24 protein-coding genes are annotated in these 23,107 nt (G+C 41.8%); 7 read left to right on the top strand and 17 right to left on the bottom strand.

All coding sequences use genetic code 11. The features are described 5' to 3' along the window. Window positions 1-27: 27 nt before the first annotated feature. Genes KDW03_RS06775 through KDW03_RS06785 form a run of 3 tightly spaced genes read left to right on the top strand, consistent with a single transcriptional unit; the run spans window position 28 to window position 3,677 of the window. Window positions 28-1,317 (top strand): RecQ family ATP-dependent DNA helicase, encoded by a 1,290-nt coding sequence (locus KDW03_RS06775; RefSeq protein WP_408648301.1) that lies wholly within the window; start codon window positions 28-30, stop codon window positions 1,315-1,317. Beyond that, a complete protein-coding gene (locus KDW03_RS06780; RefSeq protein ID WP_271434334.1) occupies window positions 1,314-1,802 on the top strand; it encodes a hypothetical protein in 489 nt (162 codons plus the stop codon). The genes KDW03_RS06775 and KDW03_RS06780 overlap by 4 nt, the downstream gene beginning before the upstream one ends. Beyond that, window positions 1,803-3,677 carry a peptidase U32 family protein gene (locus tag KDW03_RS06785; protein WP_271434335.1) on the top strand — a complete coding sequence of 625 codons (1,875 nt, stop codon included), beginning with the start codon at window positions 1,803-1,805 and terminating at the stop codon, window positions 3,675-3,677. On the opposite strand, the gene KDW03_RS06790 is transcribed toward KDW03_RS06785, so the two are convergent. The 6 genes from KDW03_RS06790 to bioB all read right to left on the bottom strand — a co-directional run bounded on the left by KDW03_RS06790 (window position 3,662) and on the right by bioB (window position 9,308). Beyond that, window positions 3,662-5,287: a BatD family protein gene (locus KDW03_RS06790; protein WP_271434336.1), complete on the bottom strand. Its 1,626-nt coding sequence runs from the start codon at window positions 5,285-5,287 to the stop codon at window positions 3,662-3,664. The genes KDW03_RS06785 and KDW03_RS06790 overlap by 16 nt on opposite strands. Window positions 5,288-5,307: 20 nt before the next feature. Next, window positions 5,308-5,841, bottom strand: coding sequence for a 2-oxoacid:acceptor oxidoreductase family protein (locus KDW03_RS06795; RefSeq protein WP_271434337.1), 534 nt, complete (start codon window positions 5,839-5,841; stop codon window positions 5,308-5,310). Next, window positions 5,838-6,587 carry a thiamine pyrophosphate-dependent enzyme gene (locus tag KDW03_RS06800; protein ID WP_271434338.1) on the bottom strand — a complete coding sequence of 250 codons (750 nt, stop codon included), beginning with the start codon at window positions 6,585-6,587 and terminating at the stop codon, window positions 5,838-5,840. Before KDW03_RS06800 ends, KDW03_RS06795 begins: the two co-directional genes overlap by 4 nt. Then, complete coding sequence (locus KDW03_RS06805; protein ID WP_271434339.1) at window positions 6,572-7,642, bottom strand: 3-methyl-2-oxobutanoate dehydrogenase subunit VorB; 1,071 nt, start codon at window positions 7,640-7,642, stop codon at window positions 6,572-6,574. Before KDW03_RS06805 ends, KDW03_RS06800 begins: the two co-directional genes overlap by 16 nt. A gap of 1 nt (window position 7,643) precedes the next feature. Continuing rightward, window positions 7,644-7,868, bottom strand: a complete 225-nt coding sequence (locus KDW03_RS06810; protein WP_271434340.1) for a 4Fe-4S dicluster domain-containing protein — start codon at window positions 7,866-7,868, stop codon at window positions 7,644-7,646. Window positions 7,869-8,327: 459 nt separating this feature from the next. Continuing rightward, entirely contained in the window at window positions 8,328-9,308 is a 981-nt protein-coding gene (gene bioB, locus KDW03_RS06815) for a biotin synthase BioB (RefSeq protein WP_271434341.1), read from the bottom strand. 367 nt (window positions 9,309-9,675) lie between these two features. Here bioB and KDW03_RS06820 point away from each other — a divergent pair, with 367 nt between their 5' ends. The 4 genes from KDW03_RS06820 (at window position 9,676) to KDW03_RS06835 (ending at window position 11,550) form a co-directional block, all read left to right on the top strand. Then, on the top strand, window positions 9,676-10,506 hold the full coding sequence (locus tag KDW03_RS06820; RefSeq protein WP_271434342.1) for a hypothetical protein: 831 nt from the start codon (window positions 9,676-9,678) through the stop codon (window positions 10,504-10,506). Further along, the gene (locus KDW03_RS06825) at window positions 10,488-10,742 is read left to right on the top strand and encodes a hypothetical protein (protein ID WP_271434343.1); all 255 of its coding nucleotides are present in this window, start codon (window positions 10,488-10,490) and stop codon (window positions 10,740-10,742) included. The genes KDW03_RS06820 and KDW03_RS06825 overlap by 19 nt, the downstream gene beginning before the upstream one ends. After that, on the top strand, window positions 10,720-11,082 hold the full coding sequence (locus KDW03_RS06830) for a hypothetical protein (protein WP_271434344.1): 363 nt from the start codon (window positions 10,720-10,722) through the stop codon (window positions 11,080-11,082). The genes KDW03_RS06825 and KDW03_RS06830 overlap by 23 nt, the downstream gene beginning before the upstream one ends. 123 nt (window positions 11,083-11,205) lie before the next feature. Next, window positions 11,206-11,550, top strand: coding sequence for a hypothetical protein (locus KDW03_RS06835; RefSeq protein WP_271434345.1), 345 nt, complete (start codon window positions 11,206-11,208; stop codon window positions 11,548-11,550). A gap of 104 nt (window positions 11,551-11,654) precedes the next feature. Here the strand turns inward: KDW03_RS06835 and hemL are convergent, their stop codons facing one another. Genes hemL through KDW03_RS06890 form a run of 11 tightly spaced genes read right to left on the bottom strand, consistent with a single transcriptional unit; the run spans window position 11,655 to window position 23,094 of the window. Continuing rightward, the gene (gene hemL, locus KDW03_RS06840) at window positions 11,655-12,920 is read right to left on the bottom strand and encodes a glutamate-1-semialdehyde 2,1-aminomutase (RefSeq protein WP_271434346.1); all 1,266 of its coding nucleotides are present in this window, start codon (window positions 12,918-12,920) and stop codon (window positions 11,655-11,657) included. After that, on the bottom strand, window positions 12,901-13,854 hold the full coding sequence (gene hemB, locus KDW03_RS06845; RefSeq protein WP_271434347.1) for a porphobilinogen synthase: 954 nt from the start codon (window positions 13,852-13,854) through the stop codon (window positions 12,901-12,903). The genes hemL and hemB overlap by 20 nt, the downstream gene beginning before the upstream one ends. A 28-nt stretch (window positions 13,855-13,882) precedes the next feature. After that, window positions 13,883-15,832 carry a uroporphyrinogen-III C-methyltransferase gene (gene cobA, locus KDW03_RS06850; protein ID WP_271434348.1) on the bottom strand — a complete coding sequence of 650 codons (1,950 nt, stop codon included), beginning with the start codon at window positions 15,830-15,832 and terminating at the stop codon, window positions 13,883-13,885. Next, window positions 15,762-16,742, bottom strand: coding sequence for a glutamyl-tRNA reductase (gene hemA, locus KDW03_RS06855; protein ID WP_271434349.1), 981 nt, complete (start codon window positions 16,740-16,742; stop codon window positions 15,762-15,764). Before hemA ends, cobA begins: the two co-directional genes overlap by 71 nt. After that, window positions 16,729-17,181, bottom strand: coding sequence for a precorrin-2 dehydrogenase/sirohydrochlorin ferrochelatase family protein (locus KDW03_RS06860; RefSeq protein WP_271434350.1), 453 nt, complete (start codon window positions 17,179-17,181; stop codon window positions 16,729-16,731). Before KDW03_RS06860 ends, hemA begins: the two co-directional genes overlap by 14 nt. Before the next feature lie 21 nt (window positions 17,182-17,202). Further along, window positions 17,203-19,014: a GTP-binding protein gene (locus tag KDW03_RS06865; RefSeq protein ID WP_271434351.1), complete on the bottom strand. Its 1,812-nt coding sequence runs from the start codon at window positions 19,012-19,014 to the stop codon at window positions 17,203-17,205. A 35-nt stretch (window positions 19,015-19,049) separates the two neighbouring features. Then, window positions 19,050-19,937, bottom strand: coding sequence for a sulfate adenylyltransferase subunit CysD (cysD, locus tag KDW03_RS06870; RefSeq protein WP_271434352.1), 888 nt, complete (start codon window positions 19,935-19,937; stop codon window positions 19,050-19,052). A 9-nt stretch (window positions 19,938-19,946) separates the two neighbouring features. After that, on the bottom strand, window positions 19,947-20,879 hold the full coding sequence (gene cysK / locus KDW03_RS06875) for a cysteine synthase A (RefSeq protein ID WP_271434353.1): 933 nt from the start codon (window positions 20,877-20,879) through the stop codon (window positions 19,947-19,949). Window positions 20,880-20,886: 7 nt separating this feature from the next. Next, window positions 20,887-21,858 (bottom strand): inorganic phosphate transporter, encoded by a 972-nt coding sequence (locus tag KDW03_RS06880; RefSeq protein ID WP_271434354.1) that lies wholly within the window; start codon window positions 21,856-21,858, stop codon window positions 20,887-20,889. 25 nt (window positions 21,859-21,883) lie between these two features. After that, entirely contained in the window at window positions 21,884-22,366 is a 483-nt protein-coding gene (locus KDW03_RS06885; RefSeq protein ID WP_271434355.1) for an HD domain-containing protein, read from the bottom strand. A gap of 14 nt (window positions 22,367-22,380) precedes the next feature. Beyond that, window positions 22,381-23,094 carry a phosphoadenylyl-sulfate reductase gene (locus KDW03_RS06890; RefSeq protein ID WP_271434356.1) on the bottom strand — a complete coding sequence of 238 codons (714 nt, stop codon included), beginning with the start codon at window positions 23,092-23,094 and terminating at the stop codon, window positions 22,381-22,383. Between the last annotated feature and the right edge of the window lie 13 nt (window positions 23,095-23,107).

Consider the following 23,107-nt stretch of genomic DNA (forward strand, 5'->3'; position numbering starts at 1 on the left):
TTAGATTCCTGGAGGAAAAGAAGGGATATGTTGATTACCCTTCCTACGGGAAGGGGTAAGTCTCTCTGTTACCAGCTTCCGTCACTGGAGCAGGATGGTCTCACACTTGTCATATCGCCATTGATCGCTCTCATGCAGGATCAGGTAATGGGGCTGACAGAAGCGGGGGTGAAAAGTGGTTATCTTTCTTCTCTTCAGGATCCGGAAAAGCAGGAAAAAGTTCTCCAGGAAATGGGACAGTATGCGCTTCTCTATGTTACGCCGGAGAGACTGGCCTCGAGGCGTTTTCTTGAGGTTTTGAAAATGCAGACAGTTGAAGCAGTAGTTATTGATGAGGCGCATTGTGTTTCACTGTGGGGGAGAACTTTTCGCCCCTCTTATCGTAGGTTAAAGGATTTTTTGCGGCAGTTTCCGGGTGCAAGGAGGGTGGCGCTCAGTGCTACGGTAACGCCTGTGGTAAAAAGAGATATTTATCACTTCCTTGAACTTCGTAATCCTGTAGAGATTATTGAATCCCCTCTTCGCAATGATCTTACGCTTCATTTGGAAGTGAGGGAAAACCCTTTATCCCTTCTTAGAAGAGTTATCCACACGGGTGGTCCTGGTATCATCTATACTCAATCTCGCTATGAGTGTGAGAGATTGGCTTTTCTGTTATCTCATGATATTCCCACGGCTTTCTATCATGCAGGGATGTCTCGTAAGGAAAGGGATGAGAGTCTTCGACAATTTCTTGCCAATGAGGTGCAATGGATGGTGGCGACTTCGGCTTTTGGTATGGGGATTGACAAGTCGGATATTCGTACGGTTGTTCATCTTGATCCTCCACCTTCTCTCGAGGATTATCTCCAGCAGATCGGCCGTGCGAGTCGGGATGGGAAGGGAGGAAAGGCGTATCTTTTCCTTTCGTCTCGTATTCTTTTGAGAAAAGAGAAAGAGTATAGACCAAGGGCAGGATTTGTGATAGCTGCCCTTTTGAGGGGAAAGTGGGAATTGTTCTTGAGGAAAATCTATAGCTATCAACTCTGGCGGGCTATGCTGCGCTGGATTGGTAGTGGACTTTCTTCGAAGGTACTGATGAGGTATTTTGAGGGTAAGTCTTTGAAACATCGTGGGATGGGTTTGCCTTTTTCTTTTCTCGTAGGTTTTTTGCAGGGGCAAAGGGATGATGGGCTTTTGTTTCCGGGATATGGGGTGAAACGGGGTTTTTCCCGGATGGTCTTTGAACGTTGGTTCTGGAGGGGTGTTCGGCAGGGAAACCTTTGTTTTGATGTACGAAATGGGGAATTTTGGGTACGTCGAGGTGAGCGGCAATGAATGATAGTATCTTTGAAACTCGACTTTCTTTTTGGTTCTGGGCTATTTTCTACGATTTTCTCGCCTTGCTTTTGTTCTGGTTGCCGAAGGACCTACGAAAAAAGCTGCTTCTCCCTTTAAAGAAGGTTTTTGAAGAGGCGATTATTGGGGCGTATCTTACCGATGGAAATGATATAGGTTTTTTTGAGAGTTTTATTCTCGGGACGGACAAGACAAAGGATATGGTGGAAGAGGTATACAAGATTTTCTCTGTTCATCAAAAGGCGAATCTCAAAGAAAAACTCTGTGGTCCTCTTCCTGATGAACGAGTGCATTCGGAAAGTCAGGATATTCTCTGTGGTTTTGTTCAGGATAAAAAGCGGCTTGTTGTAGATATTCTCAGGAATCGTAATCAGATCATTCTGTATCTTCACCGGAGGCTTGCTGTGAGAAGGCCGCTTCTTCATGCACTTTTTTGGTTTGGATATCTTTTACTGGGGCGATAGATGAGGAATATAGAACTTCTTGCTCCAGCAAAAGATGTTGTTACAGCAAAGGCGGCTATAGATGCGGGAGCAGATGCTGTGTACATAGGTGGTCCAGCCTATAGTGCCCGAATGAATGCCCATAATAGCCTTGAGGATATTGCCGAGGTTATTCACTATGCTCATGGCTTTCATGTCAGGGTGTATGTGACTATCAATACTCTTCTTTTTGATGATGAGCTTCCTGTGGTAGAAAAACTGATCCATCAGTTGTATGAGATGGGCGTTGATGCTCTTATCGTGCAGGACATGGGAATCCTTATGCTGGATCTTCCTCCTGTTCCTCTTTTTGCCAGTACCCAGTGTCATATCACTACCCCGGAAAAGGCGCGTTTCCTTGAAGAGGTGGGTTTCAAGAGGCTGATTCTGGAGAGAAATCTCTCTCTTTCGGAGATACAGGCTATTCGTGAGGCCACTACTGTTGAACTTGAGGCTTTTGTGCATGGGGCTATCTGTATCAGTTATAGTGGCCAGTGCTATCTGAGTTATGCTTTGGGGGGACGAAGTGGTAACCGGGGACAGTGTGCTCAACCGTGTCGTCTTTCTTATCAACTTTTCGATAGATACCATAATCCTCTCGGGAAACCACGCTACTGGCTTTCTCCCAGGGACATGTGTCAGATTGAGAACCTCGAGGCACTTGTTGATGCTGGTGTCACCTCTTTTAAAATTGAAGGGCGATTAAAAGACGCTGATTATGTTACCAACGTGGTGGCTGCCTACCGTCAAAAACTTGACGAAATTCGTGCCAAACGAGGGTATCCTGTAAGGGATACGGTGGAATTTGGTTTTCAACCCGAGCTTGTAAAATCTTTTAATCGGGGATTTACTTCGTACTGGTTGCAGGGAAAGGAAAAAACAACGGAGAGTGTGCTTTCCCTCTATACTCAAAAATCAATAGGGGAGTACCTTGGTGAGGTAACTTTTGTGAATAAATCTTTTTTTCTTTTGGATAGACCACACAATGTCGTGGCGGGGGATGGAATCTGTTATTTTGATTGGCAGAAAAACCTCCAGGGTGCCCGGGTGAATACTGTAAAGGATGGGAAAATCTTTAGTGATGGGGTGGCGTTTATCCGTCGAGGCTATAAAATCTATCGTAATCATGACGAAGCGTTTACCCGTTTCTTGGAGACGCATCCACCGAAAAGGTTTGTGTTTGTTTCCTTTCTTCTGGAAGAATTGCTTCACGGGGTGGCTCTCACGGTTACTGATGAGTCGGGTTTGTCTGTGAGAGAGGATTTTCCCTGTGAGAAAAACTATGCCGAAAATCCTATCCAGGCGACGGAGGTTATTTCCAGACAATTGGGGAAACTTGGCAACACCCCTTATCGATTGAAGGAATTCATTTTCCGTTGGGAAAAGCCTCTTTTTATCCCTATAGGTGTACTTAACGAATGGCGACGTCAGATGATACATGCCCTTCATCAACAGAGAATCCAGAGTTTTACTCGAGAAGAGAAACGAAATGTTTTGCCAGAAAGTATCACAACTCCCCTTGCAGACCATGAATGGGATTTTCGTCTTAATGTCCTTAACGAAAAGGCACGGCTGTTTTATGAAAAATATGGTTTTCGTGTCAAGGAGTGGGGGGCAGAGAAGGGGAAAGATCTTACCAATTGTCTTGTCATGACGACAAGAACGTGTATTCGTCTGGAACTGGGCTTGTGTGAACGTTATACTCATTACGAAGGGCAGGGAAAAGAATGTCTCAAAGGAATACCCGAACCACTTGAGCCTCTGTATCTTGCGACCCGGTATACTCTTTTAAGGTTAGAATTTGACTGTCAGATGTGCGAGATGCGTGTTTATCTTGTTTCTCATACCAAACGGTAGTGTTTTTTGAGAAGGTTGGTTGCCTTTTCGTATATTTCGTGTAGCTGAGAACTCTCCACTGAGGGGGCATAAGCGAGGGACTCAAGTTTTTGAAATAAAAATTTGAGAGTTTCTATTTCTTCGTTACTCCAACTATGTTTTTTTAGTTTCTCGAAGAGTTGTCTTTTGTCAAGGTTGCGGGGCATTCTTTCCCTATCCAGGAGAAAGCTGAAAAGCGTTTTATAAAAAGTCTGGGCAAACTGGTGGGAATCTTGCTTTTTGAGAAGGGTTTCTGCCTCGGTAAAGTATTCGTCCATCCTGGTGAGAGAGCGAATGTGTCGGGCATAACTTTCGTCTTGAGAGAGTTTTGTTTTGTGGCGTGCCCACCATTCAAAAACAAAGGGGAAAACTCCAAGCACAAATACCAATAGCCAGAAAAGAGGCGATTGTCCCACATAGCGAATGGTTTTTCCCGTTACAGGAAGATACGTGAATTCTCCAGGGTCAGGGAAGGCAGGCAGAACCTCAAAACTCTGAGGAGGAAGATGGAGCTGGCGCTTTTCGCCATGTATGGTTTCATAGGAAATGGTGAGGGATGGTATGGTGTAACTTCCAGAAGATTCTGGGGTTATCTGATAAGAGAGCGTCTGGACAAACTCTGGTTCTTTTCCCCAGTTGGTGAGAACAAGCTTTGTTTTGGCTGGAGAAACAGTAAGGTTAGAAAGAATTACTCCTCGGAGGAGATCTGAAAACATGGTGAGATTTCCTGTTCCACGGAGGGTGATGGTATACGCTATACTTGATCCCTGGGTGATGATAGCAGAAGAGAGAGATGTATGGCCTTCTAGTTTTCCACGGTAGATGAACGTTGTTTGTTTTCGGATATCAAGCACGATATTTTCTATTGGGAGATTAACCTGTCCTACAGGAGTCACCACAATCATTTGTGGAGCACCGATGGGGAGAGCACCGGCTTCTACTCCAAAGAGTGCCCACTGATGAATGGGACGATACCAGTAGTTTTGATGTTTTTTTATCTCTGACGAGAGAAAAGAGGTACCATCGTATAAAACACAGTTGTTTGCTATGAGGGGTCTGATCATTTGTAAGGGGTAGAAAAGAGCCTCTTTGGTATCACTGACCAGATAACCTGTGAGAATGATGAGTTCATTCTGGAAGGCAAAGGTTTTATTTGGTTCAAGCTGGTAAAAAAGTCTTGGCAGGATAAAAGTTTCCTGGTTGTTTGGTCTTGTGGGTTTTGACGCTGTTTGTTTTACGACGCGAAGTACCAACGGATCAGTGTGGTAGGTGTTTTTTTTCTTGTCCGTTATTTCAAAAGAGGGGATGGAGAATTTGCCTTCTCTGGAGGGGATGATGGCGTAACTGTACTGAAAAAGGACTGTTTTGGTGGTTTTGCCATTGATAATCTGGAGTGAGGAAAACTGAGATACCCCTTGATTCTGGAATTGCAGGCCCTCTACCTGAGGAAGGGAGATATTTTCGATGGGTTCACTGTGGGATATGGTAAGAATCGCCACCTCGTCTCTTCCTATCTCTTCGGGTTCGAGACTAACCTCTAGTCCCCAAAGAGAAAGAGGAAGGAGAAAAAAATACCACCAGTACTTTACCATGGAATATCTCCCACTTGCTTTCAAGACAAAAGAGTATATCCCCTGTCCAACGCTTTAAGGTTTAGGTTGATGACTTTTTCTCCTTTTGTGGCAAACTTGTGTTTCAGGGCGTTTTCAAGCCATTCTTTTTTGAGCCATGAGGCATGAAGGGCTGCGTATGTTCCAAGAATCAACGTATTAAGCACACGGATGTTGCCCACTTCTTTCAGCGCTACTTCTTCAAAGGGGAGGGCAATTACCCTGGCTGCAACGTTTTTTGTCTGAACGCTTTTGTCGACGAGGATAGTGCCACTTGCTTTGACCAGGGGAGAAAACTTTTCAAACGCAGGGCCACTCAGGGCAATCAGGGTGTCAGCGCCAGCAATCACAGGAGAGTAAATCTCCCCGTCTGAAATAACCACATGGCAGTTTGCTGCACCACCGCGCATCTCTGCTCCATACGAGGGGTAATAGGTTACGTTGAGACCAGCTTGCATCGAAGCCTCAGCAAGGAGAAAGCCAGCTGAAAGTATTCCCTGTCCCCCAAATCCTGATAAAATCACCTGTTCTTTCATACGTACCTCTCGTCTTTGAATGTTCCAAGGGGGAAGGTCTGTACCATTGTCTCGAGGATAAAACGATTGGCATCTACAGGACTCATCTCCCAGTTGGTGTTACAGTTGGAGAGTATTTCCACGAAGGTATACCCTTCTCCTTTCATCTGGAGCTCAAAAGCCTTTTTGATGGCCATTTTGGTCTGAACGACCCCTTTGAAGTCAGCTACTGTTGTTCGAACGGAGTATCGTACGGCAGGAAAGGATGCAATGAGTTCTGCCATCTTGATGGGAAAACCTGTACTGCTGGGTTCTCTTCCCATAGGAGTTGTTGGTGTCTTTTGTCCTACAAGGGTAGTGGGAGCCATCTGACCCCCTGTCATACCATAGTTGGCATTGTTGATGAAAATCACGGTGATATTTTCTCCACGATTGGCGGTGTGGATGGTTTCTCCCATTCCTATCGAGGCGAGATCACCATCTCCCTGATAGCTGATGACAAGCCTGTCAGGCCATACCCTTTTGATACCCGTGGCCACAGCAGCGGCTCGCCCATGGGCAGCCTCACTGACGTCAAAATCCCAGTAATCGTAGGCAAGTACCGCACACCCTACCGGTGCTACCCCTATGGCTTTTTCTCTGAGGTTTAATTCATCAATCGCTTCACAGATCAGACGATGAACGACCCCATGCCCACAGCCAGGGCAGTAGTGCATGGGAACATCTTTCATGCTTTTTGGTTTATCAAAAATTATCTTGGTTGCCATTGTTGTAATCCTCCATTTACCATCTGATGGATCTTGTCCTGGATTTTGATATCGGTAAACATTCTGCCACCGAGTTCTCCGGCAAAATAGAGCGGGGTATTATCGACGGCAAGCGCCACGTCTTCAACCATCTGTCCGGCACTCATCTCACAGACGAGAATCCCTTTCACCTGGAGGGAGAGAGAACTCAGAATCTGGTAAGGGAAGGGCCAGAGGGTAATAGGGCGGATAAGTCCCACTTTGATACCTTCTTGTCTGGCAAGGAGTATAGCTGATTTGGCAGTACGACTGGTGCTCCCGTAGGCAACCACGAGATACTCGGCATCCTCTGCCATGAAGGTTTCCCAGCGAACCTCTTTCTGACGGATGGTTTCGTAGGTTGTCTGGAGCCACTCGTTATTTAGGGGAACACCCTCATCATCGAGCCAGAGTGAACGGATAACGTTGGGTTTTCTCCCCCGGGCTCCTGTGAGTGCCCAGGGCTTCTCTGGTATTTTCTCCACGAAATCCCGAAGCTCTACGGGTTCTACCATCTGTCCCACGATACCGTCAGAGAGAATGAGTGCTGGTACCCGATACGTGTCCGAAAGTTCAAAAGCCAGCATGGTAAAGTCCATCATCTCCTGCGCTGAAGCGGGAGCAAGAACAATAAGATGGTAATCACCATGTCCGCCTCCCTTGGTTGCCTGAAAGTAGTCTGCCTGAGAGGCTGCAATATTTCCTAGTCCTGGACCACCACGCTGAACGTTTGCCAGGACACAGGGAAGTCTGGAGCCTGCGAGGTACGACACACCCTCCTGCATGAGACTATACCCGGGAGAGGAGGTGGTTGTCATCACCCTGGCACCGGCAGCAGCTGCTCCGTACACCATGTTAATCGAGGCTGTTTCACTCTCGGCCTGAACAAAAACTCCCCCCACTTCAGGCATCCGCTTCGCAAAATAAGCTGGAACTTCATTTTGAGGGGTGATGGGATATCCAAAATAGTAACGGCAGCCGGCCCGGATAGCCCCTTCTGCCATAGCTTCGTTTCCTTTCATTAACACTTTATTCATGTTATTGTTCCTCCTCTTGTTCTATGACAATAGCAACATCAGGACATACGGTGGCACAACGCCGACATCCTATACAGAGGGAAGAATCAGTGACCGTCACATACAAAAGCCCACGAATATTGAGATTTGTTCCTTTGACAAGGATTTTGACCGGGCATTCAACGACGCAAAGATCGCACCCTTTACATCGGTCTTTGAGAATGTTTACACGGAATTTTCCCGCCATGTTTGGTACCTCGCTTTCTGGATTTACGCTTTTTTATTCTGCAAAAATTTTTGTATCTATTATAGTTTTGTGTACGAAAAAAAGCAAATTTTTGAGTGGTTTTATGAAAGTGAAATCTTTTTTATTCATCGAAGGAGGTATGCTTATCATGGAAACGTTTGTCCTCGTAGTGCTATGGGGGCTTTCTATTTTTTTCACGTGGAGTGAAAGATTTTTTTTGTAAAAAGTTTTTTTACGTTAAAAACATTTTTCTAATACGAGAAGAAAAATCATGATATGGAAAAATCTTGTCAGGTTATTAAAAAGAAAGCATCTCTTGAGTTTGTTATCATCGTAATGGTTTCTTTTGATATAGGAAACTTTTATCTCTTTTTTTGTGATACGAGAGAGAGGAAAATTTTCGTCATCTATTGCCTGCCTAAAAAGTGTTCAAATAATTTTTATAATAACGCTTTGTCTTTACTCTTGAAATTCATACAGAGCTTCTAAAAATTCTTTATCGTCTTCGGAACGTCTTCCTTTTGTTGTGAGGTAACCACCTGTAAGAAAACCATTGGCGCCAGCGAGCATGATGAGCCCCTGAAAGTCTTTCATGATGGTTTCTCTTCCTGCGGCAAATTTTATCACCTTGTCTTTTACAATGAGTCTGAAAAGAGCAAAGGTTTTTACAACTTCCAGGGGAGAGATTTTTTGTTGTCCTTCGAGCTTTGTTCCCTTTATGGGGATAAGAACATTGAGGGGGATGATGTCAACATTGAGATTTTTCAAAAGAAAGGCAAGTTTGATTCGATCTTCCATGGTTTCTCCTACTCCGAGAATCCCTCCCGAACAAACTCTAACAGGATATTTTTTTAGAATTTTTATGGTTTGTATTCTCTCATTGATAGAGTGAGTCGAGGAAATAAGGGTTGAATATTTTTCGGGATTTACCTGGAGATTATGGTTATACTCGACAATGCCAGCTCTTACAAGAAGTTCTGCCGTTTCTTCACTCAATACCCCAAGGGAAGCGCAAATCTCCATGTCGGGAAAATCTTTTTTTACCTTTTCTATGATGTGGAGGATTGTTTGAAATTCTTCGTTTACTTTTTGGTAGCCATACCCGCTAGTAACGATTCCAAAATGTCGGATACCGTTTTGATACGCCTTTTCAGCCTGTTGGAAAATTTCTTTGAAAGACAGTAAAGGATAGGTTGCAATGTCGGTGTGGTGAAAAGAGGACTGGGCACAAAAACTACAATTCTCACTACAGAGACCCGATTTTGCGTTGGAAATCGTACAGAGGTGGATTGAAGGCGAGTATTTTTTCTGGACTTTGTATGAGAGACTTACCAGATCAAGGAGATCTTCTCCTCCGATTTTACTGAGAGCAAGGATTTCTGTCATGGAAAGGTCTTCACCGTCGAGAATTTTGTAAGATCTGAGGATATCTTGGTTCACAGGTTTCTCCTTTCAAGATTTTTGAAATTTTAAGAAAAACATATCTTGGTGCACTGTGGATAGTATAAAAGCGTTTTTATTATTTGTCAACTATTTTTTATTTTGGTTTACTTTTAAATTGCAGGAAACAGATTTGGTTACGGAAATGTGTATTTGTGCCTCTTGCACTCTAAGAGAGATTTTTTTTGGTTTCTCAAAAAGACTTGTCCCAACTTGCAACATTTTACCCCAAAAATCCTCCAATTTGGGTTATCTTAAGCTCCTAACCCCTTGATTTTTATGAATATCGTTTCTGGAAATTAGTATGTAGTCCCTAAATAATAGTTTCTACTTGACATTACTGCCACTCCTATGCTATACTCTACTCATGTTCGTTAAACCTATATCCATACCTAACAGAAAGACTGGTAAACGGTATACCTACTACCGCCTCTGTGAGAGTTATCGCCTCGGTAATACTGTAAGACATAGAAATATTCTCAACCTTGGTAAGCTCGAAGAACTTCCTGATAGATCAGACCATAAAGTTCTTGCTGACAGGATTGAACAGATTGTTTACAAGAGGCCTTCCCTTTTTGTTTCACAGATACCCCAAAAGATAGAAAACCTTGCTCAGCATTATGCCAGTATTATCATACAGAAGGGGTTACTGGATATACCAAAGGAATCCCTTGTAAGCACAGAGGCAGCAGATGAGGGGTCTCATGACTATCAGGAGGTAGATGTAAACAGTCTTGAGCATAATGATGCTCGTGAGGTTGGTGCTGAGTGGTTATGCAGGCAGGCACTTGAGGAGTTAGGGTTATCGAGATATCTGGGTGAATTGGGGTGGGAGGAGAGATGGATTAAGATGGCGATGATATACATAACTGCCCGTGCGGTATTTCCTGCTTCTGAGCACAAGACAGAGGAATGGCTGAAGGAAAACAGTGGGTTAAGTGAACTTTATGGGGTAGAGCCTGGGCAAGTAAGGCACCATCTTTACAAAGTGAGCCGAAAGCTTTATCAAGCCAAAGAGGAGATAGATCGATGGATGGCCAGACGCACTGGGGAGTTATTTACACCGCAAGACAAGATAATACTCTATGATCTAACGAATCTCTATTTTGAGGGGAGAAGAGGGATAGTGAGAAGGCGAGGTTTGGTCGGAGCAAAGAGAGGCGTAATGATGCAAAGCTTATGGCATTGGGATTGGTGACAGACACGATGGGTTTCATCCGATACAGCCATATCTATGAAGGAAACATCAGGGACAGTAAGACTTTGAAGAAGACTATTAAAGACATGGAGGAGCGATATCCTTCGGAGGGTCACTGTCCTGTGATAGTAATAGATGCAGGGATAGCCACTGAGGAGAATCTCAGGATGTTAGGAGCAAAAGAGGGACTATGTATGTGTATCCCTTGCGAAGATGAAAGACAGTCATATAGCTGAGATAGAGGAGAAGGGCAGAAGGCTTACAGACAGGAGAGGCAATGAGATTTTTGCCCAATGGGTAGAAGGAAGGATGAACAGGGTTTTGTATATAAAGAGCAAGGGAAGGCGCTCAAAGAGCAGAGCATGGAAGAGGAACTCAAAGAGGTATGAAGAGGGGCTGGAGTCTATCAAGCGGGGGATAGAGAGGAAGGGAGGGATAAAGAGGATAGAGAAGGTATATGAGAGGCTTGGGAGGTTAAAAGAGAGATACCCCTCGGTGAACCGTCTGTACGAGGTGAAGATAAAGGAGAAGGATGGGATAGCGACGGAGATTAGTGGAAGAGGGTGGAAGGAGTGAAGGTGCCTGGGGCATACTTTATCCGCACCACCTCAAGGGGAAGATGAAGAGACGATATGGAAGATATACAACACATTGAGGGAGATAGAGGGAACATTCAGGGTATTGAAGAGTGATCTGAAGATGAGACCAGTGTTTCATCAAAAAGACATCTATTCAGAGGCACACATCTATGGGAGTATCCTTGCGTATATGGTTGTAAACACCATAAGGCAAAAGCTCAAGGCGAAGGGGATAAGAGATGATTGGAGTAATATAGTCAGGAGGATGAACACGCAGAAGCTTATTACCAGTGAGATGAAGACGAGGACAGGGAGGACGATTTACATAAAGAAATGCAGTAAACCCATCGTTCGTGTAAGGGAGATATATCATGCCCTGAACTATAAGGAATGTCCCTTCTTTCAGAAAAAATCCGTGTTACCTAAAAGGGAAAATCGAAAAGATGAAAGCCTTGATACATCTTAGTTTTAGAGCATTAGGTTGCAAGTTGGGTTGTGACATTTTTTCAGAAAATTTATCAGATTTCTTATTGTCTTGAGAAATGAAGAGATCCCTGAAACAGAAGAGGATTACAGAATATTCTTGACATTGTCACAAAATATTTCAATGATTTTTTCAAGATCTTTTGCCTTGTGTTTCATAGAGAGAAAACACCCTTCAAAGCAAGAAGGAGGAAAAAGAATGCCATTTTCTAGAAGTTTTTTATAAATCTTTTGAAAGGCTTGTATATCCTGTTGTTGAGCATCATGGAAGTTGTCAACCTCTTTTGATGTATAAAAAACAGAAAACATGGTGGAAAACACGCTGAGAGTGTAAGGAAGTTTTTTTCTTTGCCATTCTTTTTGAAAATCTTTTAATAGCTCTCTCATCGATGTGTAAATGGAGGGATACCTTAAAAGAAAATGAAGAACAGAAAACCCAGCTCTCATAGAGAGGGGATTTCCTGAAAGAGTGCCAGCTTGGTACACATTGCCCTCGGGGGCGAGATGTTTCATAATTTCTTCTTTTCCTCCAAAGCATCCTATGGGCAATCCGCCTCCGATGATTTTCCCTAAAATTGTAAGATCCGGTTGAATTCCAAAAAGCTCCTGTGCTCCTCCCAGGGCTACTCTAAAGCCTGTAATAACCTCATCAAAAATTAGTAAGGTCTCATACTCTTTGCAGAGTTTCTCAATGGTGAACAAAAAGGTTTCGTGAGGAAGGATTACCCCCATATTGGCAGGTATGGGTTCAAGGATTACACAGGCTATTTCTTTTCCATGTTTTTTAAAAATTTCTGTGAGCTTTTCAGTATTATTAAAGGGGAGTGAGAGAGTTTGGGAAATAACTTCTGTCGGTACTCCTTCACTGGAGGATTCTTTTATTTCGCTGAGTCCAGAACCACTCTTCACAAGGAGACTATCGGAATGGCCATGGTAGCATCCATCAAATTTTACGATGAATTTTCGTTTAGTAAAACCTCTGGCAACCCTTATGGCACTCATCACAGCTTCTGTTCCAGAATTGACAAAGCGCATTTTTTCCATGGAAGGGAAAGCTTGTTGAATGAGTCGCGCTAAACGGGTTTCGTAAAGATGACAGAATCCAAAGCTTGTTCCCTTTTGGAGGGCTTTGTGAAGTTCCTTTTTCGGGATAGGATGATTATGCCCCAAAATGATAGCTCCCCAGGAAAGGCAGTAATCAGTGTATTTGTTTCCTTCGTAATCATAGAGATATTTTCCTTTTGCTTTCTTTGCAAAAAGAGGGGGAAGATTGACCATTTTAAAGCTTCTGACAGGGGAGTTGACCCCACCTACCAGGTAACGTTGGGCTTCTCTATAAAGATTGGTATTCATCGAGTTCCTCCAGTATCCAGGGTGTAAAGTAAGTCACGATTTTTGAAGCTCCTGCCCGTTTTATGGAAAGAAGCACTTCGTACACTATTTCTTCTTTGGCGAGATGATTTTCCACGAGAAAGTTGATAGCAGCGTATTCTCCAGAGACGTTATAAGCGTAAATAGGGACTGTAAAACGTTCTTTTGCTCGATGGATAATATCAAGATAACTGAGAGCAGGTTTAATCATGATCATCGTAGCCCCTTCATCAATGTCTGCCTCAATCTCTTCCATGGCTTCTTCTACATTTGCGTAGTTCAATTGGTAGGTTTTTCTATCACCATATTTGGGGGTTGATTTTGCTATTTCCCTAAAAGGACCATAAAAGTTTGAGGCATATTTGGCACTATAAGAAAGGATAGGAATGTGGACAAAACCATGTTCGTTAAGGGTTTTTCGGATGTAGTAGACTCTTCCATCCATCATGTCTGAGGGCGCTACAACATCTGCACCGGCTTTTGCATGAGAGAGGGCTATTTTTGCCAGGATTTCACATGTTGCATCGTTTTCACCAATGTGACAGTGACCATCTTCCGTGTAAGAGCAAAGACAGACATCAGTGATAATCTCAATGTTTTGGAGAGATTGTTTTATTTCTCGGATGGCAGTCTGAATAATCCCCTCTTCATCATAGGCCTGTTCTATACCTTTTTTATCTGGTACCCCAAAGAGAAGGATAGAACGAAGCCCTTTTTCTTGGAGTTTTTTGATATACTCGATCGTGTAGTCAATACTCATGCGGGAGATATTTTTCAGAGAAACAATAGCCTCTTTTCGTTTTCTACCGGAAACGATGAAAAGGGGAAGAATAAAATCTTCTCGTGAGAGAAAGGTTTCCTGAAATTTAAGGCGGGTTGCAGGGTCTTTTCTTCGGTCGCGAAAACGTTTAAACATACGTTGTTCCTCCTTGGGGGAGATGTTTCTAGAGAGATTTTTCAAGAATTATGGTTCTTTTTTCCTCTCCTAATTCGGCAAGTTTTTTGAAGGTGGTATTTCCTCCTACATAAATTATAAAGTGAGGAGGAATTTTTTCATAGATTTTTAAAAAGGCATCCACACAACTTCCCGAAGCAAAATAGATGCCGTTAAAACAACGAAGGTCGAGTTTTTTTTGAGCCAAGGGGATGGTTTTATAAAGAGGAAGAGGGGTGACGTTGGGAAGTTTGGTGATAGAATTGTTGCTTAAAAGGGAGCAGGGATAGAGGATTTTGGATGAAGATTCTTTTATCTTGAGGAGTTCGGCAAGAGAAAAAGAATCAAATGTGGGAGGGAGAAAAACATCTTGGTAACCAAGTGTCAGTAATCGTTCTCTGGTTCTTGGGCCAATGGCGTAGATCCTATGTTTTGTTATACCAAAAAGAGTTGTCCATCTCTCTGCGGCAAATTCAGAAGTAAAGACCAACACATCGTAAAGATGAGGAACAATTTCGTTTGAAGGATCCATTTTTTCTCTCTGGATGAGAGGATAATGGAGAATTTTGCCGGGTATATTGGAAAGGGTTTCAAAGGGATGGAGCCCTGTATAGAGGATTTGTTCCTGAGGTACAACGTGTTTGGCGACGTTTCCGGCAATAATAATTAAGGGAGAGGTAAAGTTGTTAGAGGGGAGTTTTTCGATGGTGCTTGTTGCAATCTTTTGTTGGGGGAGAGATGCATCTTGAACGAAAAGAACGGGACAGGTTTCTGGGAAGATGTGACGAAGGTGAGAGGTAATTTCTTTTTTTGAGGTTGAACCCATGTAAAAGATATAACTACTTATTGTTTTCTTGTGTTCTTTTCCCTTTAAATGGCCACTTTCTATAATGATTCTGCTCCCATACTTTCTATTGGTGAGAGAGAGTGTAGCGTCTGCAGCAGCAGCGATCGCTGAGGTAATTCCATTGATAACCTCCACCGAAACAAAACGCTGGAGAAGATAATCTATTTCTTCTTGAGCTCTACCGAATAGAAGAGGATCTCCACCATGTAAGCGAACGACTCTTTTCCCCTCGAGAGCATACTGGTAAAGTTGTTTGTTGATTTCATTTTGTTCGTAAAAATGCTTCCTATTTCTTTTCCCTACATAGATAAGTTTTTTGGCGCTGTGAGCAAAAGAAAGAACTTCTGGGTTTATAAGATCGTCGTATAAAACCACATCAGCGTAACTCAGGCATTCTTTTGCTTTGAGGGTGAGAAGAGAAGGATCTCCTGGTCCACCTCCGACAATATACACTTTACCGTAGAATCTTCTTTCGTCGATAGAAAAAAAGAGCTTTCTTAATTCTGGTCTATCGCTTCTTGCGGTTACGGCAAGTTTTCCCTGTAAAGGGTGAGTTTCAAAGGGAAGGATTTCTGCGATTTTGTCTTCAATATGGAGTCTTTCAAGGGCACATAAGGCGACAACTATGGCGTCTACTTTCCCTTGATCAACAAGGGCAATTCGCTCTTCGATGGTTCCACGTATGGGGACAACCTTCAGATCTTTTCGTAAGCCGAGAATTTGAGCCTTTCGTGCTGGAGAGGAAACACCAATTTTTGCACGAGGGGGGAGGTCAAGGAGTTTGCGGTTATTGCGACTCACGAGAGCATCTTCTTGAGATTTGCCTTTCGTGAGAGCTATGAGTGAAATGTTATAAGGAAGAGGAAAGGGCAGATCTTTAGCGGAGTGGATAGCCACATCTGCCTTGTTAAGAAGGATGGCCTCGTCAAGTTCTTTTGTGAAAAAATCTTGGGGGAGATCTTTTCGCATGAGGGATATTTTTTTATGTTTATCTCCGTAAGACAGGATTGGAATAAGTTGGTATTCAAGCTTTTCGGGAAGCTCACTGAAAACTTCTTCCACCTGTTTGAGAGAGAGGGGGGAATTCCTCGCAATAACCTTTATTGTTTCCACAGCTGCCTCCTTTTTCTTCCTTTATTTTTGTAAGAGAGAAATAGAACTTTTCAGTTTCTTCTGAAATTATCCGAAGTGCCTTTTCTTTTTCTTCTTGTCGAGTTTGTAAGGATTGAGTGACCATTTTTTCACTATCGTGAACGTCGAAGTAGAGGATGTTTTTCCTCGTCTTTATTTCTTTTTCTACATCAGGGGGGACGGCGAGATCAATGATAAGAAGCTCTTTGTTTTCAGGCATATCGCTTGTTTTTATAATAGGATGAGGAGCACTCGTGGTAGTGAGTAAAACATCGGTTTGTCGTAACACATTTTTGAGAGAGTTAAGAGAAAATACTTGAGCATTGTATTTGAGCGCTAATTCTTTAGCTTTCTCATAGGTTCGATTACCAAGGTAGATTTGTTTCACTTCATGTTTATGGAAATATTTTAACAAGTCTTCGTTAATTCTATTAACTCCAATAATCGTGACACGGAGATTTTGAAGATTTTTAAAATAATATTTTACTATTGTGAATGCTGCAAGGGCATGGGAGAGGGCACCCTTACTGATATTCGTTTTTTGTCTTACCTTTTTTCCAACATGAAAGGCCTGTTGAAAAAGGATATGAAGGATTTTTGATACGGTCTTGTTGTGAATGGCTTGTTGGTAGGCTTGTTTTAGCTGGTGAAAGATGTAATTCTCTCCGACAAGAGGAGACTCTACTCCAGACGCCAATCCGAAAAGATGTTGAATAAGAGAAAAAAGAGTGTCTTTTGGAGGGTGGGCTCCAGGTTCATCGTAGTAAAGTTCTACTCTATCACATGTCTTGAGCAGAATGTGATAGTGGGGGAGTGCTCGGAGAAGAGAATAGTAAAAGTTTTCTCTTTCCTCGATGGGAAAATGATAATCCATTCCCTTAAAACCCAGCATTTTCCAAAAACTCCTTTATAGTATTTCTAAGAAAAACGCTTTGTTTTGCGCTTGTTCCGTTTGTTGTTACGGCTATACTTACATTCTTTTTTTTATAGATAGCAGGGGAGATAAAATCGCAGAATTCGGGGGAGTCGCACACGTTGACAAGGATAGAGAGTTTTTTTGCGTCTGCGGCAATTTGTTGGTTAAGAGTGTTGTCATTAGTACATGCATAGACAAGAAAAAATTTTTTAAGATAACATTTTTTATACGCTCTCTTAAGAAAGACACAATCGGAAAAATGGGTTTGGATTTCAGGGATAAATTCTAAAGCCAAAAAGGTAATATTTCTCGTATAAAGAGAAAGTATATTTGCCTTTTGAAAGGCTACCTTTCCTCCTCCTATAATGAGTATTTTTTTCCCTTCTATGTTTATGGCTATGGGTAAGAATGTCATACGAATTCCTCCTTGAAAGAATTAAAGGTAGTATTCTAAGGTTATTACCTCTTTATCAGCAAGTGTATTGATAATACCCTTTAGAATCTCTTCGTCGCCAATTTTTTCTGGATAACACAGGGTGTAAAAATCACTTTCAGGTAGGGGTGCTATTCCAATTCCAATCGTCAATATCTCATAGGGGGTGTTCAAAAGTTTGAGAATTTCCCATTCATGTTTCTCTATGTATGAGAGGTAGCTAATGAAAATAAGCCCGGCATCTGTAAGAATATGTGCAAGTTCTCCTAATCGTCTTATCTCCTCGTACCTTTGGTTTGTTTCAACAAAACTTAAATCCTGGTCAAGGCCGATGGCTATGGAATTTAAAGAAAGAAAGTACACATTTTTGGAAAGTTCAAAGAGCTTCTTTTCGAGAAGCTTGGCGATATGTTGGATTTTTTTGCTATTTTGTCCGGTAAGTAACACAAATTTCCCCTGGTGTTGGTTTCTTTTTTCTCTTTTCTCTTTTGATATGTATCCTTTCTCCCAAAGCTTTTCCCTTTTGGCGATTTCTTCTTCAAGAGAAACAAACTTATCTTCCAATGGTTCGAGGATAATACCGCATCCAGAAATATGGTATTCGTTAATTATTACAAACCTTGCTGTTTTTTTGAAGTCTTTTCCTGCATCAAATACCACGGGTTTGGTATTTTCGATAACGCAGACACCAATATCGTATCGTTCCAATTTATCCTTGTTCGTAATATTTTGGGGATCGGTAGAATCAATTACTTTCTGGATATTGGTGATTCTTAAAACCACATTTTGAGTTCCGATTTTTGCTTGATAGGGTTTATTTACGAGAAGAGGAGCGTTTTCTATCCAGAACACATGGGCAAGAAACCGTTTGGAAACGTAGGGTTCTTTTTCCCCTTCTTTGCTAAGTAACTCTCCTGGGGAGACGTAGTAAAAATTGTCACTAATGGTGAGTCCAATGCTTTGACCAGCGTACGCTCTCTCGAGAGAATGGGGGAATATTTCAATGGTTTCAATGTGACTTTTCTTTCCTGATGGGGAAAATACTACTCTGTCTCCTACGTGTATTTCTCCATAATCTATTGTTCCGGCAATAATTCGTCGTTCATCTTGCCCTTCGGTAAATTTATAGACATCCTGTACAAAGAGGCGAAAATCTTTTTTCGGACTTTCATCTTCAAGTTTCCATTGTTCTATTTCTTCGAGGAGTGTTCTTCCGGAAAACCAGCGAAGATTCTCCGATCGGTGAACAATGTTTTCGCCGTTTCTCGCGCTGATAGGTATGAAACTCACCTCTGTTATTCCAACGGAAGAGAGGAACCCTGTGTACTCTTCTTGAAGAGATCGAAAGATTTTTTCTTCGTAATTTACAAGATCCATTTTATTGACGGCAACACATACATTTGCTATACCTAAGATAGAGAGTAAATAACCGTGTCTTTTAGTGTTTTCTCGGATTCCTTCTTTGGCATCAATGACTATGATAGAAGCATCGGCTCGGGAAGCTCCTGTTATCATATTTTTTACAAATTCAAAGTGCCCTGGAGCGTCAATGATCAGGTAGTCTCTTTTGTCAGTTTTAAAAAAGCACCGAGCAGCATCAATGGTAATTCCTTGAGCCTGTTCTTCTTTAAGGGCGTCAAGTAAAAAAGCATATTCAAAAACTTTTGCATTCTTTTCACAATATGCTTTTATAGCTTCAAGTTTGCCCTCGGGTAAAGAATTGGTATCTGCAAGGAGTCGTCCGATCAATGTGCTTTTCCCGTGATCTACATGTCCAATGCTCACTATGGTAACTTGTTCTCTTCTTTTAGTCATATACTTTGCCTCCCTTCTTCTCAGGTTTCCGAGCATTACATATAGCCTTCTTTTCGCAGCGTTTCAAGGGTTCCTCCATCTTCTTTATCCTGTTCTCTTCCCGCTCTTTCGGCAATTTTTGCAAATTTTCCTTCCTTTAACTCTTGAATAATCTCCTGCACGTTCTTTGCCGATGAGTCCACAGGTTGTGTACATGGGTAACAGCCGAGAGACCTGTATCGTTTTCCGTTGCCCCTATCAAAGTACAATGGGACAATTTCGATGTTTTCTCGGGCAATGTATTCCCAGATGTCTAGCTCGGTCCAGTCAAGAAGGGGATGAATTCTTATGTGCGTTTTTGGAGGAAAGCTGGTGTTAAAATAATTCCAGATTTCTGGCGGTTGTTCGGCAATACTCCACTCACTCTCTTCACCCCGCGGAGAAAAGTATCGTTCTTTGGCTCTACTTCCCTCTTCGTCTGCTCGGATTCCTACGATAACACCTTTGAAGGGTTCTTTGTTTCCCCATACTTCAAATTGACCTGTTTGATGGTTGAGTTTGTATCTTGGCCATTCGCCTGAAAGGGTATACTTGAGGGCATCGCTTTTGAGATATTTACAGCAGGTAATTCTATCGACATTTCCATCGGGAAAAGTGAGCTTTTTCTCAAGGATTTCTTTGTTTTCTCCGTAGATGAGATCAAGACCAAGTTTGAGAGCAAGCTTGTTTCGGTATTCAATCATTTCTGGAATTTTATAATGGGTATCGATATGGAGAAGGGGAAAAGGAATATGACCAAAAAAAGCTTTTTGGGCCAGGGTAAGGAGGACGGTACTGTCTTTTCCGATTGACCAAAGCATCACGAGATTTTTACTTTTAAATTCTCGATAAGCCTCACGAAGAATGAAAATGCTCTGTGCCTCGAGTTTTGACAATCTATCCATACTTCCTCCTTACACATTATAATATTGGCTAATACTAAAGTATCTTTCACCGGTATCAGGAAGGACAGTAACTACTCTTTTCCCTTTTCCCAATCTTTTGGCTACTTGGAGTGCTCCAAAAACGTTGGCTCCTGCCGAAATGCCTGCAAAGATTCCTTCCTCTTTGGAAAGTCTCAACGAGCTTTTGTACGCATCGTTATCGGAAACTGTTATAATTTCGTCAAGGATTTTTGTATTAAGGATAGAAGGGATAAAACCCGCTCCTATGCCTGGAATTTTATGAGGTCCTGGTTTTTGACCAGAGAGTACTGCAGAAGAAAAAGGTTCGATGCCAATAACTTTTATCTGAGAGTTCACTTGTTTAAGAACTTCGCCGACTCCCGTAATGGTCCCTCCTGTTCCAATTCCGGCCACAAAGGCATCCAGATCTCCCCCTGTTGCCTCAAGAATTTCTTGAGCTGTGGTTTTTCTGTGAATTTCAGGGTTTGCAGGATTATCAAACTGTCGTAGTATCAAAGCATTTTTGATTTTTTTCTGAAGTTCCAGAGCTTTTCTTATGGACCCTTCCATTCCTTCATACGCAGGAGTGAGAACCACTTCAGCTCCAAAAGACTTGAGGATGTAGATTCTTTCTAGACTCATCGAGTCTGGCATGACGAGAATACATTTGTATCCTTTGATAGCAGAGACCATTGCTATCCCTACGCCAGTATTACCGGAAGTTGGCTCAATAATAGTAGCACCTGGCTGGAGAAGGCCTTTTTTTTCGGCATCTTCAATCATTGAAAAGGCAATTCTATCTTTGATGCTTCCACCCGGGTTGAAAGATTCTACTTTGACGAGTATTTCGGCCATGTTTTCTTCCACCAGTTTTTTAAGCTTTACCAAAGGGGTGTTGCCAATAAGTTCTAGAATACTCTCATAAATTCTCTGTTTAAACATACGTTTTTTATCCTCCTTTTGAGATTATGTGGATGAGAAAGTGAATGGTATACGTGAGCCCTCCGGTGACCAAGGGAACCAGAAACCATGAAAAGAGTATTTTTTGCACGAGGGCTTTTTTGCTCGTTGTGATTACTCCATCCTTGATAGCACTTATGGCGAGGATAGAAGAGGTGGTAAACTGGACATAAGGGGTAGGTAATCCCAACCATGAGGCAGCGATGACAAAAGTTGAGGTCACAAAGGAAACTATTATCGCAGAAATTTGTCCAAGAGGTATGATATCTTTTGACACGGTTTTGAGTAACCCTGAACCTAAAAGAAGTCCTCCCAGTCCAAACAGAGGAGAGAAGACGAGGATGAGTCCAACGGGATTTTGAGCACCAGGAAGGAGTAGCAGAGGGGCAACGACATTGGCCACATTATTTGTTCCAATAGCAAAAGCACCGTAAGAGTTGGCGGCCAGAATGAAAACATTCATAATGGTGTTATTTGCAAAAATTTTTTCATGTAATCGGAAATTTGTCTCTTTTGGGGGGTAAAAAATTTTCATTAAAAAAAAGGTAAAGAAAAAAGCGCCGAGAGAAAAAATGAGAGCGATACCAAAGATTTCAATAATTTTCCATATATTTACCTTGTGATAAAATAAACCTGCTCCGGCAAAAGCCCCTACGATAACAAAACTTGTGGACTGAGGGAGTTTGAAAAGGTTTGTGATAAATAAAGAGAAAGAGGTAGCAAGAATAATGATCAAACCAGAAAGTGGTTCTAATTGTAAGGTGAGTTTAGTATTGAGGGTTTCGACAACCCTTTTCCCTAGCAAGAGAGCTCCCAGCATAACACAGAATGTGTAGGTGATAACAGCTTTCTTGTGTTTCACAAGATCACATCCATATGATGGGGCAAAAGAGACGGAAAATCCACTCGCGCCCATATTTATAGCAAGAAAGATTGAAATTACTATTGTCATTATTACCATCGATAGCCACTTCTCCTTCTATAAATTATAGATACATCTTTTCAAGAAGTTTTATACTACACTCTGTCTTAAAAATCTTATCTTTTATATTAAAAATACTTTCTTTTGGTAAACAATCCTCAAAGATATTTACAAGAAAATCTGCTTCAACAAGAATCTGAAAATCAAGCCCATCAATTTTCTCGTATGTATGATGATGGCCTATAATATAGCATACCCTATCTATTGTTTTTTCAGCTATAAATAATTCTTTTAGGATTTTTTTCGCTATCTTTGGGCCTTCTCTCTCTTGATATTTTCCAGCATTTGAATGGTACTTTCTTTCTGCCTCTTTTATACCTATGTCATGAAGAAGTCCAGAAAAATGAACCACTTCTTTTTGACTAAAGTCTTGTAGTTCATTTTCAGCTATGAGGTATGCAAAAGAATAAACTTTTAAGGCATGGTTTATCCTTTTAACATCATTCCCAAAGTATGCTATCATTTTCTCCATAACTTTGATTTCCATATTATTTTATCCTCCTACCTTCTATGTAAGCCACATTCTTTATGTTCAGGGTTTTCCCACCACCATCTTCCACTCCGTATATCTTCTCCTTCTTTTATGGCTCTTGTACACGGCATACATCCGATACTCGGATACCCTTGGTCATGGAGTTTATTGTAGGGGATTTTGTGTTCCTTAATAAACTGCCATACCTTTTCTGTTGTCCAATTATAAAGAGGATTAAGTTTATATAATCCATTTACTTCATCCCACTCAATGGGCTGGATATTCTCTCTGGTGAGAGATTGTTCTCTACGAAGACCACATATCCAGCATTTTACTCCTCGTAACGCTCGCCTTAATGGTTCAACTTTTCTGACATGGCAACAAAGTTTTCTATTTTCAATGCTGTTATAAAAGAGATTGATTCCTTTTTCATTGACCATCTTTTCCACCTGCCGATAATCAGGGAAATATATTTCGTATTTAAAATCATAGCGGTTTTCTGTTTTTTCTATTGTAAAGTAGACTTCTTGAAACATTCGTCCCGTGTCAATGGTAAATATTCGAACATTTTTATCTATTGACATAATCATATGAGTGATAACCTGATCTTCTACTCCAATACTCGAAGCAAAGGCTATTCTTGTTTTCCCGAAGGTTTGGATTCCCCATCGCAAAATATCAAAGGCATCCAGATTTTGAAGATGGGCGTTCCACTTTTCTATGTTTTTTTTCTTTTTCCACATTCAACTTCTCCTT

The organism is Thermospira aquatica (genome assembly GCF_023525255.1).
Lineage (GTDB): Bacteria > Spirochaetota > Brevinematia > Brevinematales > Thermospiraceae > Thermospira > Thermospira aquatica.

Excerpts from the sequence above, each read along its gene's own strand:
- KDW03_RS06775 (WP_408648301.1), top strand. The coding sequence starts at position 28 with ATGTTGATTACCCTTCCTACGGGAAGGGGTAAGTCTCTCTGTTACCAG.
- KDW03_RS06780 (WP_271434334.1), top strand. The coding sequence starts at position 1,314 with ATGAATGATAGTATCTTTGAAACTCGACTTTCTTTTTGGTTCTGGGCT.
- KDW03_RS06785 (WP_271434335.1), top strand. The coding sequence starts at position 1,803 with ATGAGGAATATAGAACTTCTTGCTCCAGCAAAAGATGTTGTTACAGCA.
- KDW03_RS06790 (WP_271434336.1), bottom strand. The coding sequence starts at position 5,287 with ATGGTAAAGTACTGGTGGTATTTTTTTCTCCTTCCTCTTTCTCTTTGG.
- KDW03_RS06795 (WP_271434337.1), bottom strand. The coding sequence starts at position 5,841 with ATGAAAGAACAGGTGATTTTATCAGGATTTGGGGGACAGGGAATACTT.
- KDW03_RS06800 (WP_271434338.1), bottom strand. The coding sequence starts at position 6,587 with ATGGCAACCAAGATAATTTTTGATAAACCAAAAAGCATGAAAGATGTT.
- KDW03_RS06805 (WP_271434339.1), bottom strand. The coding sequence starts at position 7,642 with ATGAATAAAGTGTTAATGAAAGGAAACGAAGCTATGGCAGAAGGGGCT.
- KDW03_RS06810 (WP_271434340.1), bottom strand. The coding sequence starts at position 7,868 with ATGGCGGGAAAATTCCGTGTAAACATTCTCAAAGACCGATGTAAAGGG.
- KDW03_RS06820 (WP_271434342.1), top strand. The coding sequence starts at position 9,676 with ATGTTCGTTAAACCTATATCCATACCTAACAGAAAGACTGGTAAACGG.
- KDW03_RS06825 (WP_271434343.1), top strand. The coding sequence starts at position 10,488 with ATGGCATTGGGATTGGTGACAGACACGATGGGTTTCATCCGATACAGC.
- KDW03_RS06830 (WP_271434344.1), top strand. The coding sequence starts at position 10,720 with ATGAAAGACAGTCATATAGCTGAGATAGAGGAGAAGGGCAGAAGGCTT.
- KDW03_RS06835 (WP_271434345.1), top strand. The coding sequence starts at position 11,206 with ATGAGACCAGTGTTTCATCAAAAAGACATCTATTCAGAGGCACACATC.
- hemL (WP_271434346.1), bottom strand. The coding sequence starts at position 12,920 with ATGAATACCAATCTTTATAGAGAAGCCCAACGTTACCTGGTAGGTGGG.
- hemB (WP_271434347.1), bottom strand. The coding sequence starts at position 13,854 with ATGTTTAAACGTTTTCGCGACCGAAGAAAAGACCCTGCAACCCGCCTT.
- hemA (WP_271434349.1), bottom strand. The coding sequence starts at position 16,742 with ATGCTGGGTTTTAAGGGAATGGATTATCATTTTCCCATCGAGGAAAGA.
- KDW03_RS06860 (WP_271434350.1), bottom strand. The coding sequence starts at position 17,181 with ATGACATTCTTACCCATAGCCATAAACATAGAAGGGAAAAAAATACTC.
- KDW03_RS06865 (WP_271434351.1), bottom strand. The coding sequence starts at position 19,014 with ATGACTAAAAGAAGAGAACAAGTTACCATAGTGAGCATTGGACATGTA.
- cysD (WP_271434352.1), bottom strand. The coding sequence starts at position 19,937 with ATGGATAGATTGTCAAAACTCGAGGCACAGAGCATTTTCATTCTTCGT.
- cysK (WP_271434353.1), bottom strand. The coding sequence starts at position 20,879 with ATGTTTAAACAGAGAATTTATGAGAGTATTCTAGAACTTATTGGCAAC.
- KDW03_RS06880 (WP_271434354.1), bottom strand. The coding sequence starts at position 21,858 with ATGGTAATAATGACAATAGTAATTTCAATCTTTCTTGCTATAAATATG.
- KDW03_RS06885 (WP_271434355.1), bottom strand. The coding sequence starts at position 22,366 with ATGGAAATCAAAGTTATGGAGAAAATGATAGCATACTTTGGGAATGAT.
- KDW03_RS06890 (WP_271434356.1), bottom strand. The coding sequence starts at position 23,094 with ATGTGGAAAAAGAAAAAAAACATAGAAAAGTGGAACGCCCATCTTCAA.